This is a genomic window from Hahella sp. HN01 (assembly GCF_018986435.1).
Classification (GTDB): domain Bacteria; phylum Pseudomonadota; class Gammaproteobacteria; order Pseudomonadales; family Oleiphilaceae; genus Hahella.
On record NZ_JAHMIN010000045.1, the window covers coordinates 22,958 to 40,234 of the forward strand.

At 50.0% G+C, this 17,277-nt stretch carries 17 protein-coding genes; 3 read left to right on the top strand and 14 right to left on the bottom strand.

Annotation, left to right across the window (positions count from 1 at the left end; translation table 11 throughout):
- Positions 1-13 precede the first annotated feature (13 nt).
- From KP814_RS28410 to murJ, 10 genes are all read right to left on the bottom strand, one after another.
- Positions 14-547, bottom strand: coding sequence for a PilX N-terminal domain-containing pilus assembly protein (locus KP814_RS28410; protein WP_216739932.1), 534 nt, complete (start codon positions 545-547; stop codon positions 14-16).
- Between the two features lies 1 nt (position 548).
- Positions 549-1,559, bottom strand: a complete 1,011-nt coding sequence (locus KP814_RS28415; RefSeq protein WP_216739947.1) for a PilW family protein — start codon at positions 1,557-1,559, stop codon at positions 549-551.
- A gap of 18 nt (positions 1,560-1,577) precedes the next feature.
- The gene (gene pilV / locus KP814_RS28420) at positions 1,578-2,048 is read right to left on the bottom strand and encodes a type IV pilus modification protein PilV (RefSeq protein WP_216739933.1); all 471 of its coding nucleotides are present in this window, start codon (positions 2,046-2,048) and stop codon (positions 1,578-1,580) included.
- The gene (locus tag KP814_RS28425; RefSeq protein ID WP_216739948.1) at positions 2,045-2,530 is read right to left on the bottom strand and encodes a GspH/FimT family pseudopilin; all 486 of its coding nucleotides are present in this window, start codon (positions 2,528-2,530) and stop codon (positions 2,045-2,047) included. Before KP814_RS28425 ends, pilV begins: the two co-directional genes overlap by 4 nt.
- Before the next feature lie 152 nt (positions 2,531-2,682).
- Entirely contained in the window at positions 2,683-3,636 is a 954-nt protein-coding gene (ispH, locus tag KP814_RS28430) for a 4-hydroxy-3-methylbut-2-enyl diphosphate reductase (protein ID WP_216739934.1), read from the bottom strand.
- On the bottom strand, positions 3,626-4,099 hold the full coding sequence (gene fkpB / locus KP814_RS28435; protein WP_216739935.1) for an FKBP-type peptidyl-prolyl cis-trans isomerase: 474 nt from the start codon (positions 4,097-4,099) through the stop codon (positions 3,626-3,628). Before fkpB ends, ispH begins: the two co-directional genes overlap by 11 nt.
- A gap of 16 nt (positions 4,100-4,115) precedes the next feature.
- Positions 4,116-4,655 (bottom strand): signal peptidase II, encoded by a 540-nt coding sequence (gene lspA, locus KP814_RS28440; protein ID WP_253938699.1) that lies wholly within the window; start codon positions 4,653-4,655, stop codon positions 4,116-4,118.
- The gene (ileS, locus tag KP814_RS28445; RefSeq protein WP_216739936.1) at positions 4,655-7,480 is read right to left on the bottom strand and encodes an isoleucine--tRNA ligase; all 2,826 of its coding nucleotides are present in this window, start codon (positions 7,478-7,480) and stop codon (positions 4,655-4,657) included. Before ileS ends, lspA begins: the two co-directional genes overlap by 1 nt.
- A 183-nt stretch (positions 7,481-7,663) precedes the next feature.
- A complete protein-coding gene (ribF, locus tag KP814_RS28450) occupies positions 7,664-8,626 on the bottom strand; it encodes a bifunctional riboflavin kinase/FAD synthetase (RefSeq protein ID WP_216739937.1) in 963 nt (320 codons plus the stop codon).
- Positions 8,627-8,713: 87 nt separating this feature from the next.
- On the bottom strand, positions 8,714-10,282 hold the full coding sequence (murJ, locus tag KP814_RS28455) for a murein biosynthesis integral membrane protein MurJ (protein WP_216739938.1): 1,569 nt from the start codon (positions 10,280-10,282) through the stop codon (positions 8,714-8,716).
- A 249-nt stretch (positions 10,283-10,531) separates the two neighbouring features.
- Between murJ and rpsT the strand changes: the two genes are divergently transcribed.
- Complete coding sequence (rpsT, locus tag KP814_RS28460) at positions 10,532-10,801, top strand: 30S ribosomal protein S20 (RefSeq protein WP_011399647.1); 270 nt, start codon at positions 10,532-10,534, stop codon at positions 10,799-10,801.
- Between the two features lie 63 nt (positions 10,802-10,864).
- On the opposite strand, the gene proB is transcribed toward rpsT, so the two are convergent.
- The 4 genes from proB to rplU form a co-directional block, all read right to left on the bottom strand.
- A complete protein-coding gene (gene proB, locus KP814_RS28465; RefSeq protein WP_216739939.1) occupies positions 10,865-12,025 on the bottom strand; it encodes a glutamate 5-kinase in 1,161 nt (386 codons plus the stop codon).
- A 25-nt stretch (positions 12,026-12,050) separates the two neighbouring features.
- The gene (gene cgtA / locus KP814_RS28470) at positions 12,051-13,241 is read right to left on the bottom strand and encodes an Obg family GTPase CgtA (RefSeq protein WP_216739940.1); all 1,191 of its coding nucleotides are present in this window, start codon (positions 13,239-13,241) and stop codon (positions 12,051-12,053) included.
- A gap of 141 nt (positions 13,242-13,382) precedes the next feature.
- Positions 13,383-13,643 carry a 50S ribosomal protein L27 gene (rpmA, locus tag KP814_RS28475; protein ID WP_216739941.1) on the bottom strand — a complete coding sequence of 87 codons (261 nt, stop codon included), beginning with the start codon at positions 13,641-13,643 and terminating at the stop codon, positions 13,383-13,385.
- A gap of 29 nt (positions 13,644-13,672) precedes the next feature.
- Entirely contained in the window at positions 13,673-13,984 is a 312-nt protein-coding gene (gene rplU, locus KP814_RS28480; protein WP_127973434.1) for a 50S ribosomal protein L21, read from the bottom strand.
- Positions 13,985-14,486: 502 nt separating this feature from the next.
- Between rplU and KP814_RS28485 the strand changes: the two genes are divergently transcribed.
- Both KP814_RS28485 and KP814_RS28490 read left to right on the top strand, forming a co-directional pair.
- Positions 14,487-15,455: a polyprenyl synthetase family protein gene (locus KP814_RS28485; protein ID WP_216739942.1), complete on the top strand. Its 969-nt coding sequence runs from the start codon at positions 14,487-14,489 to the stop codon at positions 15,453-15,455.
- Positions 15,456-15,555: 100 nt separating this feature from the next.
- Positions 15,556-17,133 carry a wax ester/triacylglycerol synthase family O-acyltransferase gene (locus KP814_RS28490; RefSeq protein WP_216739943.1) on the top strand — a complete coding sequence of 526 codons (1,578 nt, stop codon included), beginning with the start codon at positions 15,556-15,558 and terminating at the stop codon, positions 17,131-17,133.
- Positions 17,134-17,277 lie beyond the last annotated feature (144 nt).

Below are 17,277 nucleotides of genomic sequence, written 5' to 3' on the forward strand. Positions count from 1 at the left end.
CTTACAGCAATTATTAGAATCGCTTACCGTAATAACTTTCGACAATACGTTGCGACACTCCTGACGCACCCGTACTCCGCGCGATAATTTTAAAGCCCACTATTTCGCCCGCTCCCGACTCATGACTGTATGTTTCAATATTCAGTTTTGTTTTCTCATCTGGAGCAGCAACTTTACCAACATGTTGGATGAAGTACTTAGGGGCTTCACTTAGCCCGCTAACTTTAGTCGCACTTTTTACCTTAGTCGCATTAGCCCAGTCAGTCGTAGAGAATGGATCAGGAATCGTTGTAGAATTCATAGCGTATAGCCCACCGGTATTATCAAACGCAGCAGTACTCGCCACTCCAGTCTCAATAAAGCTTTCAGCCTCTCGCAAAGTAGCCTCAACCCCTTGCAAAGCTATATTGGAGTCCTGAACTGCACCCGCCATCTTGCCCTGCATAACACTATCATTCATTGAGGCAAGGCCCAGTATTGTAAGTACAAGAAGCAGTATCAAACTGACGAACAGGGCCGCGCCTGACTGTCTATTGTTAACTTTCATCTCAATTAACCCTATTTCTTAAAGTACTAACTGATTGAAACGTTGTAGTGAGAGGGTTACCGGAGACAGTAAGTACATTATCCTCAGACTCCAAAGTAAAACTCGTTTTCACTGCAACTATACGACCTATTACTAACGCGGCATCCTCGGGCTCAAGAAACCTATCTACTGATTTATCACCGCCGGAGCTGTCCTCCCCCATAAGGAACTGCATATCTGAAATACCTTCCGCTAACTCGTGAGTAACTAGTGTGGTTCCTTCTAATTGAGTAACAAACAACGATGGTCTGCTATTTGCCCCATTAGCCACGTAGTAAACTTTAGCTGTATACCTTAATAAGAAAGAATCATTTGAGTAGCTACCATCCAGTTTAGGCGGAGACACATTCCAGTTGGCGCCATGAGTTACTGTGTCAGCACTAGCACCACCAGAAATTGGGTTGTTTGTAATCGCAAACATATCCGCATACTGACAATTAGATACAACGACAATATCATTCTGGCTTATACCACATGCTTTAGCGTCTTCTATCTTAAAGCTAGCAGATGACTGATTGTACGAAACAACCTTCCCGCCATTACAAGGCGAAGCCCCTTTTATAACAATAGCATCAGTGCCAGTTATAACTTGGCCACTTGCAGTCCCTACAGTCAAACCAAAGTTGTTTAACTCACTACCACTTGCGATAGAAGATATATTATTATAGGCAACAATTCCTTTACTCGAATCAAAGTCAGGAATACCTGCTTTATATTTGGATGGCTCAACAATGCTATTAAAATTTACGCCATTTGAGCACCCAGTATAGGCGGCATTCCTTATATCTCTATTCAGCATTTCCATTGCCAAGCGCCCACTTTCTTGAACTCTGGCGTAACCGTCCTGGAGCTGAAATGCTTGTTTATTAGAGTTAAATATTTGAAAAATCCCAATAAGTAATAATGCACTAAGCGCCAATGCGATCATTACTTCAACGAGTGATAGCCCCTTCTGCGCAATCAACCTGCTCATAATGTGTGCCTTTACGTATTAGGGTTGAAAAGTAAGTGAAACCGTACTTTGCTCGCTGGAAGTATCCGCATCCGCTCCCTCCGCTTGCTTAACACGATCATTCCATGTGACAGTAATGGTAAATAAACCGCCATTGTTGGCAATGGTCCCTGCGCCACCAGGCAACTCATCGCCTAATTCCTGGAGCCACTCGAACTTATCATTCGCAGCCATTTGCGCGGAGGTACAACCTGCCGTCGTTAGGCAAGCTGCGTTCTGTGCAGATCCTGTTTCGTTATCATAGCTACCCGCAGCAACACCAACCCTATTAGCTCTTATTCTGTCGGCCATATCATTGGCAAGATATACCGCAACGCTTCTCAGGTTCGCATTTGTAGAACTCTTGACAGACATAACCTGGAGGCCAGCAATTCCAAGCAACCCAATCGCCAGGATAACTACCGCAACCAATATCTCTATTAGTGTGAAACCCCTCTGCCTGCCTATCATGAGCACACCTCATCAATAATCGTTACTCGGCCAGCCGAAGAGACGTCAACCTTGCGGCCAGTGGCAATATTTTTATTACCACTACATAATTTTATGCTCGTCGCCCCAGAGGCGAAGCCAGAGCCAGAAAAAGAAATCGCAGCGGCAGGGCCTGTGGCAGTGGTCTCATCTTTAAATGCATCGAAGATACGAAGCTGTTCTTCACCAGCATCGTAGGAGCCATCATTATCCGTATCGATCCAGACTCGATACCCCCCCTGCCATCCTGTTCCCCCACTGGAAGCCGCAATTCGAATAGTACGACCACGCTTTACCGCTTCAGACCTAGCAAAGTTAAGAGCCCCTACAAGCTCATTCGTGCTTGAGGTAAGTCTATTACTGTCGATGATATAGCCCATGCTGGGCAGCCCAAATGCAAGTGCGATAGCAAGTATGGTTAAAACAACCATCAACTCAATTAATGTAAAACCTTTCTGCTTCATAGATTCTCATCCTTTTTAAGCACCTTAAAAATAATTTAGATGAATAGCATAGTCATGCGCCGCACGATAAACGGAGCATTTGCGGGATAAACGGTCTCAATAGGAGGGGAAGTGTGAACTGGAGCACAGGACAATGCTGCGCTCCAGTTTGATCATGATTCGTTAACGGCGGGAATTCTTAGCTCTTTAGGCATCGAGAAAACGATGTTTTCTTCGCGCCCAGCTATCTCTGCAGGGGCTTCGCCACCAAGTTCTCTTAGCCTTTGCACGACTTGTTGCACCAATACTTCCGGGGCGGAGGCGCCTGCAGTGACGCCGACGCTGGCGGCGCCAGCGAACCAATCTGGTTGGATCTCATGGGCGCCATCAATGAGGTATGCAGGGGTTTGCATACGTTCAGCCAATTCCCGCAAGCGGTTGGAGTTTGAGCTGTTTACTGAACCGACCACTAGCAACACGTCACATGTTGCCGCCAGCTCTTTGACTGCATCCTGGCGATTTTGCGTCGCGTAGCAAATATCATCTTTACGCGGACCTTTGATTTCAGGGAATTTTTGGCGTAACGCGTCGATTACCCGAGCGGTGTCATCCACAGACAGGGTTGTTTGGGTGACATAGGCGAGATTACCGGGATCATTAACAATAAGTTTGCCAGCATCCTCTTCATCCTCCACCAAGTAGATGGCGCCGCCATTAGCGCTGTCGTACTGCCCCATCGTACCTTCCACTTCAGGGTGTCCTGCATGACCAATCAGGATGCACTCCCGACCATCTCTGGAATAACGCATCACTTCCATATGAACCTTGGTGACTAGTGGGCAGGTAGCGTCGAAAACCTTCAGCCCTCTGGCGTCAGCTTCCTGGCGCACTTCCTGAGAAACACCGTGGGCGCTGAAAATGACCAATGCGCCATCTGGAACTTCATCAAGTTCATCTACAAATACGGCGCCTCTTGTTCTAAGCCCTTCCACCACAAAGCGATTGTGCACCACTTCATGGCGAACATATATCGGAGCGCCAAAGACGTCTAAAGCCCGGTTCACAATCTCAATCGCACGGTCTACCCCAGCACAAAATCCCCGTGGATTCGCTAGCTTAATTTTCATGACCGCCCTCCTGTTCGCCAGCTTGCGCTTCTTTCACCGCCAGAACCTCTACTTCGAAGTCCAGCGTATGCCCTGCGAGCGGATGATTGAAGTCAACGGTCACCATACCGCTTTCGATCTGCTTAATCACGCCGGGTAATTCCGCTTTGGCGGCGTCAGCAAATGACATCACCATCCCTACTTCCAGACTTTCCTTATCGGGAAAGCTGTCTAACGGAAATTCCTGAACATTATTAGGATTAGGCATGCCAAATCCTTTCTCAGGCAAAACAGAAAAGCTCTTGCGCTCTCCAGCTCGCATTCCTCTTAACAACTCTTCAAAGCCTGCGGGAAGCGCGCCGTCGCCGTACTCAAATTCGCCCGGCTTGCCAGAAAAAGTTGAATCAACAATTTCTCCACTCTCTAAACGCAGCTCAAAATGCAGAGTGACAAGCGTTCCGGCGCCGACAAACATTTCAGTCATTGCATCATCTCGTTAATTACTTATCTTCCGTCGCACCGGAAGGATTACGGAATACATCAATCGCAATCATAAAAGCGCCAATAGTTATCGCGGTATCGGCAAGATTAAACGCGGGAAAGTTATATCCGCCATAGAAAAAGTGCAGAAAGTCAACGACATAGCCGAGCACAGCCCGGTCATATAGATTGCCTAGCGCCCCCCCGAGAACCAAACTGAGCGCGCAGGCCATCCAGCGCTCCTCACGGCTCAGCCGCACCAGCCATAACGCTAACACAGCACTCACAACAGCCGCGAGAATGATAAAGAACCAGCGCTGCCAACCTGACGCGTCAGCCAGAAAGCTGAACGCTGCGCCGGTATTATGCAGCAACGTAAAGCTGAAGAAAGGTGCGACAGGCACAGACTCGCCCAGAACCATATTGGCGCTAACATACCACTTGGTTCCCAGATCAAGGACAATAACCGCCAAAGTCAGCCACAACCAACGCAGCATTGCCGGATTCACTTTTTGCATCTCGCCTCCGCCTTGACTGACTTTACTGGCCCGCACATCCATTAGGCATATTTCCTTTCTTCTCCTGAGCCATCGATATTTTCGATACAGCGTCCACACAGATCTTCGTGAGATGCGTGCGCGCCAACATCTTCGCGATGATGCCAGCAGCGGCCACATTTCTTGTGTTCAGAACTCTTGATGCCCACACGCAAACCTTCTGTTTCCGTAGCGACAGAATTGGCTTCAGACGCATCTTCCACACCGAAAACAAATGCTCCGGAAGTAATGAATACAAAGCGCAGCTCTTCACCCAGAGCGCTCAGGTCACGCTGCATTTCAGGAGTAGCAAACAGGGACACTTCCGTTGTCAGTGAGCCTTTCACTTTGCCTGCATTCCGCGCCTCTTCAAGCGCTTTGTTGACAGATGTTCTGACCCGCAGCAGGCGGCTCCAATACTCGCGCCCCATCTCAGAGCCTTCAACCAGAGGCTGCAAACCTTCATAGAAAGTTTCAAGGAAGATACTTTCTGAGCGCTTCCCAGGAATATATGACCAAATTTCTTCTGCAGTGAAGCTCAGGATCGGCGCAACCCAACGCACTAACGCCTCAATGACATGATATTGCGCCGTTTGCGCTGATCGACAGCCGCGGCTGTTCAGCTTCATGGTGTATTGACGGTCCTTGATGACGTCAAGATAGAAGCTGCCAAGCTCTACAGAACAGAAGTTATGCACTTTCTGATATACCTGAACGAAGTTGTACTGCTCGTAAGCCTTCTTCAGTTCTTCCTGCAGCAACCAGGCGCGATCGACAATCCAGCGATCTAACGCCAACAGATCATCCATCGCCACCATGTCTTTGACCGGTTCAAAATCGTTGATATTCGCCAGCAGGAAGCGAGAAGTATTACGAATTCGGCGATAAGAGTCCGCCGTACGCTCCAAGATATTCTTCGACAACACCATCTCAGCGCTGTAATCCGTCGCCGCAACCCACAGCCGTAGAATATCTGCGCCAAGCTTGTTCATAACTTCCTGAGGCTCAATGCCGTTCCCCAAGGACTTGGACATCTTGTGGCCTTTTTCATCCACAGTGAAGCCATGGGTGAGCACCTGCCGATACGGAGCTTTGCCTTTAATCGCCACAGCAGTCTTCAAAGAAGATTGGAACCAGCCTCTATGCTGGTCAGATCCTTCCAGATACAGGTCCGCAGGGAACTGCCCCAACTCTTCCCGCTGCTCCAGCACAGAACTATGTGTGACGCCAGAGTCAAACCAAACATCCAAGGTATCCGTGACTTTCTCATAGCTTTGCGCATCTGCGCCCAGCAATTCTTCCGCATTGATATCCCACCAAGCGTCAATGCCTGTTTTTTCAACCTGTTTGGCGACTTCTTCCACCAAGCGAGCAGTATCCGGGTGCAGTTCCTGGGTTTCTTTGTGAACAAAGAAAGTGATGGGGACACCCCATGTACGTTGGCGAGAGATGCACCAGTCCGGGCTCTGCTCAATCATCGCCTCAATGCGGTTTTGTCCCCAGGATGGAACCCAACGCACCTGCTTGATTTCCGCCAAAGCCTGATCACGCAACCCTTGTTTATCCATACTGATAAACCACTGCGGCGTGGCGCGGTAGATCAGCGGCGTCTTGGTTCTCCAGCAATGCGCATAGCTATGGGTAATCTTGCCGTGGCTTAGCAGGCGCCCACGTTCTTTCAATACTTCAATTACATGGTCATCAACCTTGTAAACATGCTCCCCAGCGAATAACTCAACGTTATCCCGGTACACGCCGCGGTCATCCAGCGGATTGATAGTCTCAATGCCGTATTTGTTACAGACAGCGAAGTCTTCCATACCGTGATCAGGAGCAGTATGGACAACGCCAGTACCTGCATCCAAAGTGACATGATCTCCCAACAACGCAGGAATGCTGCGGCTATAGAAGGGATGATGGAAAGTTTTACCTTCAAGGTCCTGACCAGTGCAACGCCCTACGACCTGATAATTTTCAACACCGCAGCGGGACATCACAGACTCAAGCATTTTTTCCGCTACGATCCAACGTTGCGGACGTCCATCCACGCTGCACTGCGTCAGCGCGTATTCAATCTCCGCCCCTAATGATACCGCCAAAGAAGCAGGCAAAGTCCAAGGGGTAGTCGTCCAGATAACAATGGAAACATCCCCTTCGCCAGATGCGTCAGCAAACGCACTCAGTACGTCTTGCTCATTTTCGGCGGGATAGCTGACATCGATGGAGTTAGACGTCTTGTCTTTGTATTCAACCTCTGCTTCCGCTAAGGCGGAGCCGCCAACAACACTCCAGTAGACCGGCTTATATCCTTTCTGAAGATGCCCGCTCGTCGCGATCTTGCCCAGCGCCCGGATGATGTCCGCCTCAGTTTTGAAATCAAGGGTCAAATAAGGTTTGAACCAGTCGCCGAAGACGCCCAGGCGAATAAAGTCTTCCCGCTGCTTAGCCACCTGCTCCAGAGCATACTCACGACATTTCTGCCTGAATTCTTTATAGCCGACCTTGTCGCCAGCGCGGCCAATCATAGTTTCGACTTTGTGCTCAATAGGCAGGCCGTGGCAGTCCCAGCCAGGAACATAGGGCGCGTCGTAACCCGCCACACTCTTTGACTTGACGATGATGTCCTTCAGAATTTTGTTAACCGCATGCCCCAAGTGAATATTACCGTTGGCGTAAGGAGGGCCGTCGTGCAGTATGAACTTTTCACGCCCCTTAAACTCCGTTCTAATCTTCTCGTAGAGCTCAATATCTCCCCAGCGCTTCAGCATATCCGGCTCGCGTTGAGGGAGATTGCCACGCATGGGGAAATCGGTCTGAGGAAGATTAAGGGTGTGCTTATAGTCGCTCATAATTTACCTAATATGCCAAAGTCAGGATTTTGCGCCTGCCATCCACTTACATTTTACTGTTTTCACTTGAAAGTCATCTTACGGCGATCATTTCAATTGCTGCGACCGCCCTACAGCAGGACCTCATCATACTTAATGAACGTATAATTACGGCCGTTCGCCACACATCATGCAGACTTCTCTTCAGCCTGCGCTGCTGATGTTTTGCAGTGGCAGAGATTGCAGTCGCTGTTTAGCGCCTTCAATATCTCTTTGTATCTGCTCCTGTAACTGCTCCAACCCGCTGAACTTGCGTTCATCCCGCAGTTTTTCAAGAAATTGCACATTTATCCGCTGGCCGTATATATCCTCGGCATGCTCAAAAAGATGCACCTCTAAAGCCGGCGTCATTCCCAAACCATCAATGGTAGGACGAACGCCAATATTAGCCACACCGAAACGCACGCGACCTGTAGCCAACGTCGTCTTAACCACATAAACGCCAGACAGTACGGGCCTTTTGCGGCCTAAAGACACATTGGCCGTTGGCGCGTTGAGCTGTCGTCCCAGCTTACGCCCGTGCACCACGCACCCGGTAATACTATAGGGCCTTCCAAGCAGGTCTTCCGCTTGTGCAAATTCGCCTTGCGTCAGTGTGCCGCGAATTCGCGTACTACTGACACGCTCACCCTCTACTTCTACTGTCGGCGTATTTTCGACACTAAAGCCAGATACCGCGCCAGACTTTTCCAGCAGGCGGAAATCTCCAGAGCGATCGCAGCCAAAGCGAAAGTCATCGCCAACAACGAGATGCTTAACATGAAGGCCTGTTACCAGAACGTCATCAATGAACTGCTGAGCAGTCAGACCTCGCAGCCGGCGATTAAACTGAAGACACAATAAGTAATCCACATTTAAGGCGGCGATAGCATCTAATTTCTCACGGAACCGCATCAAGCGAGCGGGGGCGTCCAACTTCTCAAAAAACTCTCGTGGTTGAGGCTCAAACACCATGACCACGGCGGGAACGCCAATGCTTTCAGCCCTGGACTGCAACTGACTGATTATGACTTGGTGACCAATGTGCACGCCATCGAAGTTCCCAATAGTCGCCACACAGCCAGAGGCGAATGGCTTTAAGTTGTGCAGTCCCCGAATAAGTTTCATGCGTCTACAGCGGCCATGCAAAAGCGCGATTATAAAGCATGTGGCGTCGGCTGCCCAATCTATGAGGTGTCATTTGACGCAAGGCCTTTATCCACGCATGAAAAATTGACGGGGCCGAACGCCAAACACATAAAGAGAGGCGAAATAACTCAACCCGCCCGCGCAACAAATTCCTAACAACCAAAACGCACGCGTCGCCGTATTGGCCGAAAACCAGAAACCTTCAGCAGGCAATAACGCCATGAGAACAAGCGCCATCACGACATTGGCGCCAATAAGACGCGACAAGAACAGCCTCCAACCAGATTGGTGCTGGAGCACGCCCGCTTTCACCAGTCCGCGCCATAGCAGCCCTGCATTTAGCGCTGCTGACAAAGAAGTCGCCAGAGCCAAGCCTGCGTGCGCCATGGGGTAAATCAATGCGAGATTGAAAACCATATTGGCGATCATCGCTGCAATCCCTATCTTTACTGGCGTCCTGGTGTCTTGGCGCGAGAAATAGCCTGGCGCCAGAACTTTCACCAACATAAAGAAAGTTAAGCCGAGAGAGTACGCCTGCAAGCTTTGAGCGGACATTTGCACATCGAAGTCAGTCAGCGCCCCGTGCTGGAACAACGTAGCAATCATAGGCTGCGCCAGCGTCATTAGAGCCACCGCAGCCGGCAGGCCAATCAGAAGGACTGCGCGAATAGCCCAATCGAGGGTGGCGGAGAAGTCTTTAGCGTTATCTGCTGCATGTTTTCGCGACAGGCTAGGCAAAATCACGGTCGCGATCGCAATTCCAAAAACACCTAAAGGCAGCTCAGATAAGCGATCAGAGTAGTACAGCCAGGAAACACTCCCAGTTACCAGAAAAGACGCCAGTATTGTGTCCAAGAGAAGATTTATTTGGCTTACCGAAACACCAAACATCGCCGGCGTCATTAAGCGCAGAATTCTGCGGACACCCTCGTGCTTTCTATCTATTTTAGGTTTGGGAAGCAACTGTAAGCGAGACAGGAAAGGAAGCTGGAACAGCAATTGCGCCATACCAGCAATTAATACCCCCCAAGCCAGAGCCATTACTGGCTCGTCCATATATGGCGTGATCAAAAACGCCGCACCAATCAATGATAGATTAAGCAGCACAGGGGTAAACGCCGGAACAGCAAAATAGTCATAGCTATTTAATATCGCTCCCGCAAACGCCGTCATTGAAATAAGCAGCAGATAGGGAAATGTCAGACGCAGCATTTCCACGGTAAGCGCAAACTTATCACCATTATCCAGGAAGCCAGGAGCGAACAATGCCGCCAACAACGGAGCCACCAATACAGCTAAAACAGTGATGATCAACAAAACCACACCCAGCGTACCGGAAACATTGTCCACAAGAGTTTTCACTGCAACCGGCGATTGCTTCGAGCGATATTCAGACAGCACAGGAACAAAAGCTTGTGAAAAAGCGCCTTCAGCAAACAAGCGACGCATAAAATTAGGAATTTTAAACGCCACAAAAAAAGCATCGGCGCCCGCGCCCGCGCCAAAAAAATTGGCGATTACAATATCCCGAGCCAAACCTAACCCCCGGGAAAGCATGGTCATCAACCCTACCAAGCTGCTGGACCTCAACAACGACGGAGTAGGCTTTTCTTTATGCGTATCTGCTGCGCTCACAAATTAGTCATACCCAGGAAAATTGAAAATAACGTTGAGAGGCGGTCGCCCTCTATCGACAGGCGGCACATCCTATCACGCGAGAGTTAGCGGAAAAATAGATCACTCGACCTCCGCGCTTGCATTGAATGAAAAACAATCATTTTTTTTGCCATAATCGTTGACAAATGACCACGAAAGCGGCATATTTCCGCGTCATTTATTTCGGCGACACCAACCGACAGCATTCGAATATTGAGGAGTTTCAAGGTGGCGAACAATCCTTCATCCAAGAAGCGCGCCAGACAGCAAGTAAAACGCCGCGCTCACAACATGAGCCTGCGCTCCATGGTACGCACATATATCAAGAAAGTTAGCGCCCAGATCGAGCAAGGCAGCTATGACGGCGCGACACAGGCATTAACTACTGCAGCGCCGATCATTGACTCCATGGTCAACAAAGGCATTTTCAGCAAGAACAAAGCTGCTCGCACCAAGAGCCGCCTAAACGCCAAAATTAAGGCGCTGAAGGCTAGCTAAATTCTTCTGAACAATAAAAAACCGGCTTAGGCCGGTTTTTTATTGTCTGCATTCCAGGCACAACTACAACAAAACCAAATTATCCCGATGTATTAACTCTGGCTCATTGATATAACCCAAAATGGATTCAATTTTCTCAGAGGCAACGCCAACAATTCGCACCGCCTCATCTGCATCGTAGTTCACCAACCCTCTGGCGACCTCATTACCCTGCAGATCATAGCAACTCACCATTTCTCCACGCTGAAAGCCGCCATCCACAGACTTAACCCCGACAGGCAGTAAGCTCCGCCCCTGCTGAGTCAGCACTCGAACTGCACCATCATCCAACACCAGGCGCCCCCGGGTTTTGAGATGTCCGGCAAGCCACTGCTTACGCGCAACCCAGCGCTCTTGGTCAGGAAGCAGAAGCGTCCCCAGCTCATCCCCATTACGCAAACGGGTAAGCACCGAATCGATGCGCCCACCCACAATAACTGTCGCAGCCCCCGAGCGACTCGCCAAACGCGAGGCGCGCAGTTTAGTGAACATTCCGCCACGACCTAAAGCGCCAGAGCTACCAGAAGCCATACTATCCAGGGCTGCGTCATTAGCCTTGGCAACCCCCACCAAGCTAGCATCAGTATTGGAGCGAGGATCCTTATCAAACAAGCCTGACTGATCCGTCAAAATAATCAAATGGTCAGCCTCGACCAGGTTGGCGACCAGAGCAGCTAACGTATCGTTATCTCCGAAGCGAATCTCATCCGTCACCACCGTGTCATTTTCATTGATGATAGGAGCCACCCCCATATCAATTAAGGTACATAACGCCCCCCGAGCATTCAGGTAGCGCTTGCGGTCGGACAAATCTTCATGAGTCAAAAGGATTTGGGCGGTCTGCATATTATGACGCTTAAATTGAGCCTCCCACGCCTGAACCAGCCCCATTTGCCCCACTGCGGCGGCGGCTTGCAGCTCATCCAGCAATTTCGGGCGCTCCTTCCACCCTAAGCGACTCATCCCTTCCGCTACAGCGCCAGAAGAGACAATGACCACTTCTACGCCATCTTTGCGCAAAGCCGCCAACTGATCGACCCACAACCCCATTGCGTCCAAGGCCAACCCGCGCCCATCATTTGTCAGCAATGCGCTACCAATTTTAATCACCCAGCGACGGGTTTCCCGCAGACGCGCTCGCGCCTGCGATTCGTTCAATTGCCCCAGCTGCAGCCTGACCGACATAATTCACACCTCCCCATAGAACCCGTTAAGGCGCATAGAAAACTTCAACATCTTCGTCATCATCATCGCCATCAGATTCCTTCGCTTTCTTTCTCGCCTGGCGACGCTGCTCATTCAGAAACTGAATACGCTCACGAACTTCCTGATCCATCTGCTCACGATTCAAGCGATCCGCTTCAGCCACCTCTGGATCATCACGCTCTTCCTCAGCCCTTCGCTCAATCCAGGTCATAATATCCTGACACAGGCGCTGCAAGCCCTCTCCCGCCAAAGCAGAAATCTCATAACTGGGGCCAGACCAATTCAAACGCTTCAAAATATCAGCGCAAATTGCATCCTTCTCATCCTCCGCTAACAAATCCGTTTTATTAAGCACCAACCATCTATCGCGAGCGGCCAGCGCTGGACTAAACTTTTCTAATTCCGCCACAATTTTTACTGCCGACTCGACTGGGTCTGATTCATCCAGAGGAGAAACATCCACAACATGCAATAAGAGGCGGGTGCGGACCAAATGCTTGAGAAAGCGTATACCCAGCCCCGCACCATCTGCCGCCCCTTCAATTAGTCCAGGGATATCGGCCACAACAAAACTACGATGCGCCTGTACGCGCACAACGCCAAGATTAGGGACCAGTGTTGTGAAAGGATAGTCCGCTACCTTAGGCTTGGCGGAGGAGATACCGCGAATCAGCGTTGATTTACCCGCATTAGGCAAACCAAGCAATCCCACGTCCGCCAACACTTTTAGCTCTAGTCGAATATTTCTCGACTCTCCCGGCTGTCCCGGCTTGGTTTGACGCGGGGCCTGGTTAACACTGGATTTATAGCGGGTATTACCCAAGCCATGAAAGCCTCCCTGCGCCACCTTAATTTGCTGCCCAACTTCCACCAGGTCGCCAAGCACCTCATCAATATCCGTATCGATAATAGTGGTCCCCACAGGCACCTTCAGCACCAAGTCGGCGCCGCTAGCCCCGGTACAGTTGCCTCCGCGACCGCTTTCCCCGTTCGCCGCCTTGAACTTACGTGTATAGCGATAGTCAATGAGTGTATTAATAGACTCGTCCGCCTCCAGAATGACAGACCCGCCATCACCACCATCGCCGCCATCCGGCCCGCCCTTAGGCACATACTTTTCGCGACGAAAGCTCAAACAGCCATTTCCACCTTTACCTGCTTCCACGTAAATTGTGGCCTCATCAACGAATTTCATGCCTTTTCTCCCAACAATTCCAATTTCGCCAGCGCTTGAAGCCAGCCATTACCAACATCTTTATAACACAAGGTTTGCGCATGTACGGCGCAAACAAAAAAGCTCCGCATATGCGGAGCTTTTTAACGTTACGGGTCAGTCTTATTCCGCAGCGACAATACTGACTGTTCTGCGGTTTAACGGACCACCAACGTGAAACTTAACAAAGCCATCTTGCTTAGCGAACAAAGTGTGGTCACGACCACAACCTACATTGTCACCAGGATGGAACTCTGTACCACGCTGACGAACCAGAATGTTGCCAGCTTTAACGAATTGACCGCCAAAACGCTTGACGCCAAGTCGTTTGGATTCTGAATCGCGACCGTTACGGCTACTACCCGCCGCCTTCTTGTGAGCCATGCTATTACTCCTCTAGATTAGTTGCCGTATCAGCCGGAAATTCCGGTGATCTTAACTTCAGTAAACCACTGACGGTGCCCCATACGCTTCATATGGTGCTTACGACGTCTGAACTTAATGATGTTGACCTTCTTGTGACGGCCGTGAGCTACAACTTCTGCAGTCACTTTAGCGCCTTCAACAACAGGAGCGCCTACTTTAACATCGTCTCCGTTAGCAACAAGCAGGACTTTGTCGAACTCAACAACACCGCCGGTTTCAACTTCAATTTTTTCCAGCTTAAGACGCTCGCCTTCTTTTACGCGATGTTGCTTACCGCCACTCACGATAACTGCGTACATGAGATAAATCTCCAATCACACGGGTTAAATATGAACTACGCCGCCTGTCTTCATGATCGTTCATCAGGCTTGCAGGAAGTCCATGCATCACCATTACTTAATACCGGCTTCGCCAGAAAACTGAACGAATAAGCCGCCGCAGCGCCTGTTGCCAGGGGAAACACTTTGGTGACCCTATGACAGGGAATGGTTTTTTGCGGGCGCGAGATTATACAAAATGCAGAAAGATTGAGCAACTAAGTTTATAGAGAGGCGCACTCTAATTCGAGGCTTGGAGGAAAATCCTGTTTCCGTCGGGCCAACCACCCCATAATTGCCCGCAAAACCTTGACATAACACGGACTTCCCCCCTAGCATTCCTGTCCCGTAGGGTGCCAAACCCAGTGTCGACACTCACGCTCCCATCGGTAATCACTTAATCGGCCGCATTTTATGCGAACCGGCCGGCGATTGCGCCGGACATCCGATAGCGGGCGCATAGCCTCCCGGTGAACATTCAAGCATGCAGGCAGAAACTATTTACGCAGCCGTTAACGAAGACTTTCTGTCCGTAGACGGACTCATCAAAAATCAGCTTTTCTCCAACGTTCCGCTTGTGGAAAAGATCGGTCAGTACATCATCGATTCTGGTGGAAAACGTCTGCGCCCTCTTCTGGTCCTACTGGTCAGCAATGCGCTAAACGCCAACGCAAAGCATTACCTTAAGTTAGCCGCTATCATTGAGTTCCTACACACAGCCACACTATTGCATGATGATGTTGTGGATACTTCAGACCTGCGTCGTGGGCGAGACACAGCCAATGCAAAGTGGGGCAACGCCCCCAGTGTTCTAGTCGGCGACTTTCTCTACTCTCGAGCATTTCAGATGATGGTAGAGCTGCGAGACATGGATGTGATGGCGGTACTGGCAAACGCCACGAATGTGATTGCCGAGGGAGAAGTGTTACAGCTTACCAACTGTAAAAATCCTGATATCACTGAAGCGCAATATATGGAAGTGATAACCGCCAAAACAGCCATGCTATTTGAAGCCGCTTCGCATAGCGCAGCAATACTTTGTCAAGCCAATGCAGATACGACCTCTGATATGAAGGAGTTTGGACTGGAGCTGGGCATTGCATTTCAGCTGATTGACGATGTTCTGGACTATCAGGGCAACGCAGTGGAAATGGGCAAAAATGTGGGCGATGACTTAGCTGAGGGCAAACCCACACTACCGCTGCTTTACGCACAGCAACAAGGCGACGATGCACAAAGAAAACTTATACGCAAAGCAATCAGAGAAGGCGGCTTAGAGCAACTTGATGCCGTAATGATCGCCGTCAGGGAATCAGGAGCTCTGGACTATACCGTCAAGCTTGCGAAAGAGTATGCCAACCGAGCCGCAGTAAGGCTAGAACGACTAGCTCCTTCGGTATATCGAGACGCATTATTTGCTTTGACTGAAATTGCAGTAAACCGCACCAAATAAGCTCAAACGAGAGCACTAGGACAAGCGAAACAACCCGCTATCGCTGACTGCGCCGTACTGATAAAGTGAGCGGTAGGCCATTACAGGACATTAAGCGGATATGCAGCAGCTAAGCGAACTGGATGCGTCCTTCCTCTACCTGGAAACAGAAAACGCCCCCATGCATATCGGCGGCGTATATGTCCTCGACTGCTCAGAACAAAATAGTGGGCTGAGCTTTGAGGCGCTTTACCAACACATCGAATCCCGCTTGCCTACCGCCAGACAATTCAGACAACGCCTTGTGGAGGTGCCGCTCAAACTGGACCACCCCTACTGGGTAGACGATCCGGACTTTGATCTACGCAATCACCTTCGACACGTCCATCTCCCTGCACCCGGCGGAGAGGAGCAATTACTCCAACTCACTTCGGCAATACTTGCAGAACCTTTAAGCCGCGAACGACCGCTTTGGGAAATAACTCTAGCTGGCGGACACCGGTCAAATGGCGCAAAAAAATGCAACTCTTGCGCCTTAATTGTCAAAATCCATCATTCAATCATCAATGGCGCGACAGGCGAGGAACTGATGAGCGCCCTGCTCGACTTTTCTCCCGAGCCAACCAAAAGGGCTCCACAACAAGTCTGGAGCCCGAGCCCTTTACCATCCAAGACGCGCTTGATCAGTAATGTCTACGGCTCCGCCCTGAACACCCCATTCAGACTCGCCAATATGGCTAAAGATGCAGCCGCATCAGCTTTCTATACATTATTGGTCCAGCGTTTACATAGACTGGCGCTTCCACCAGCCCTTTTCAGCGCGCCACCTACATCACTCAATTGCGCTATTGGAAAAGAACGCAGCCTTGCCTACTTCGCATGCGACCTCGAGAGGCTTAAGCAGTTAAAAAAACAGCATGAAGACATTACACTTAACGATGTAGTAATGACGCTATGCTCTGAAGTCTTAATACGCTACCTACAAGCCCTGAACGAGGACGTCGAACGCCCGCTAATTGCTGTGTCGCCCATCTCGGTTCGTTCCAAGCGTATTAATAGCCCCACAGGCAGCCAGCTCTCAGCCATGTTGATTTCGCTCGCAACGAATGAGCCCAACCTGGCCATCCGGCTCAAGTCTATCCATGACAACGCAACTTCATCACAAATATATGGCCAGGCGATCTCCGCTGCCCGGTTAACCCAGCTCATACCCTCGTCCATGCTGGGCCTCTCTGCTCGCATCTACACCGAGTTTCAACTCGCTCAGAGACACAAGCCACTATTCAATATACCGATTACCAATATTCCAGGCCCACAAACCCCTCTTTACTTTAACGGGGCTAAAGTGACCAAACAGCTTGGCAGCGCACCTTTGTTCGATGGACTCGGCCTTTCTATCGTCGTGGTAAGCTACAACGGAGAAGTAACATTTACGCTAACCAGCAACCCGAAGGTCATTACAAATCCAGCAGATTTGACCAAGCATTTTGAGAACGCAATTACTCAACTGGAAAAAGATTTAGCGCATACAGATTTCGACTCTCTGGAGACTGCGCCAGAATTAACAGAGCAACGCCCTCCGAATATCCTCGCAGCCTTGTTGGGGGATATCACGGCTCTTTTTAGCAACTTATTTTCCGAAGCAAAGAAAACGGATGAAATCGGAGAGAAGCAAAAGGACGTCAACTCGGAGCACTAGGGAACCTCTGAATAACCCCAAGAATCAGTCATAATACGGCAGCCCAACTCAGCAGGAACACTTTTCATGGAACAGATGACTTTCTCCGAAGCCGAATACCAGAATAAAAAGCGTAAGACCCGCCGGGAAATCTTTCTGGAGCGG

What these genes read in the sequence shown, in the direction of transcription:
- KP814_RS28410 (WP_216739932.1), bottom strand. Translation starts at nt 547, where the DNA reads ATGAAAGTTAACAATAGACAGTCAGGCGCGGCCCTGTTCGTCAGTTTG.
- KP814_RS28415 (WP_216739947.1), bottom strand. Translation starts at nt 1,559, where the DNA reads ATGAGCAGGTTGATTGCGCAGAAGGGGCTATCACTCGTTGAAGTAATG.
- pilV (WP_216739933.1), bottom strand. Translation starts at nt 2,048, where the DNA reads ATGATAGGCAGGCAGAGGGGTTTCACACTAATAGAGATATTGGTTGCG.
- KP814_RS28425 (WP_216739948.1), bottom strand. Translation starts at nt 2,530, where the DNA reads ATGAAGCAGAAAGGTTTTACATTAATTGAGTTGATGGTTGTTTTAACC.
- ispH (WP_216739934.1), bottom strand. Translation starts at nt 3,636, where the DNA reads ATGAAAATTAAGCTAGCGAATCCACGGGGATTTTGTGCTGGGGTAGAC.
- fkpB (WP_216739935.1), bottom strand. Translation starts at nt 4,099, where the DNA reads ATGACTGAAATGTTTGTCGGCGCCGGAACGCTTGTCACTCTGCATTTT.
- lspA (WP_253938699.1), bottom strand. Translation starts at nt 4,655, where the DNA reads ATGGATGTGCGGGCCAGTAAAGTCAGTCAAGGCGGAGGCGAGATGCAA.
- ileS (WP_216739936.1), bottom strand. Translation starts at nt 7,480, where the DNA reads ATGAGCGACTATAAGCACACCCTTAATCTTCCTCAGACCGATTTCCCC.
- ribF (WP_216739937.1), bottom strand. Translation starts at nt 8,626, where the DNA reads ATGAAACTTATTCGGGGACTGCACAACTTAAAGCCATTCGCCTCTGGC.
- proB (WP_216739939.1), bottom strand. Translation starts at nt 12,025, where the DNA reads ATGTCGGTCAGGCTGCAGCTGGGGCAATTGAACGAATCGCAGGCGCGA.
- cgtA (WP_216739940.1), bottom strand. Translation starts at nt 13,241, where the DNA reads ATGAAATTCGTTGATGAGGCCACAATTTACGTGGAAGCAGGTAAAGGT.
- rpmA (WP_216739941.1), bottom strand. Translation starts at nt 13,643, where the DNA reads ATGGCTCACAAGAAGGCGGCGGGTAGTAGCCGTAACGGTCGCGATTCA.
- rplU (WP_127973434.1), bottom strand. Translation starts at nt 13,984, where the DNA reads ATGTACGCAGTTATCGTGAGTGGCGGTAAGCAACATCGCGTAAAAGAA.
- KP814_RS28485 (WP_216739942.1), top strand. Translation starts at nt 14,487, where the DNA reads ATGCAGGCAGAAACTATTTACGCAGCCGTTAACGAAGACTTTCTGTCC.
- KP814_RS28490 (WP_216739943.1), top strand. Translation starts at nt 15,556, where the DNA reads ATGCAGCAGCTAAGCGAACTGGATGCGTCCTTCCTCTACCTGGAAACA.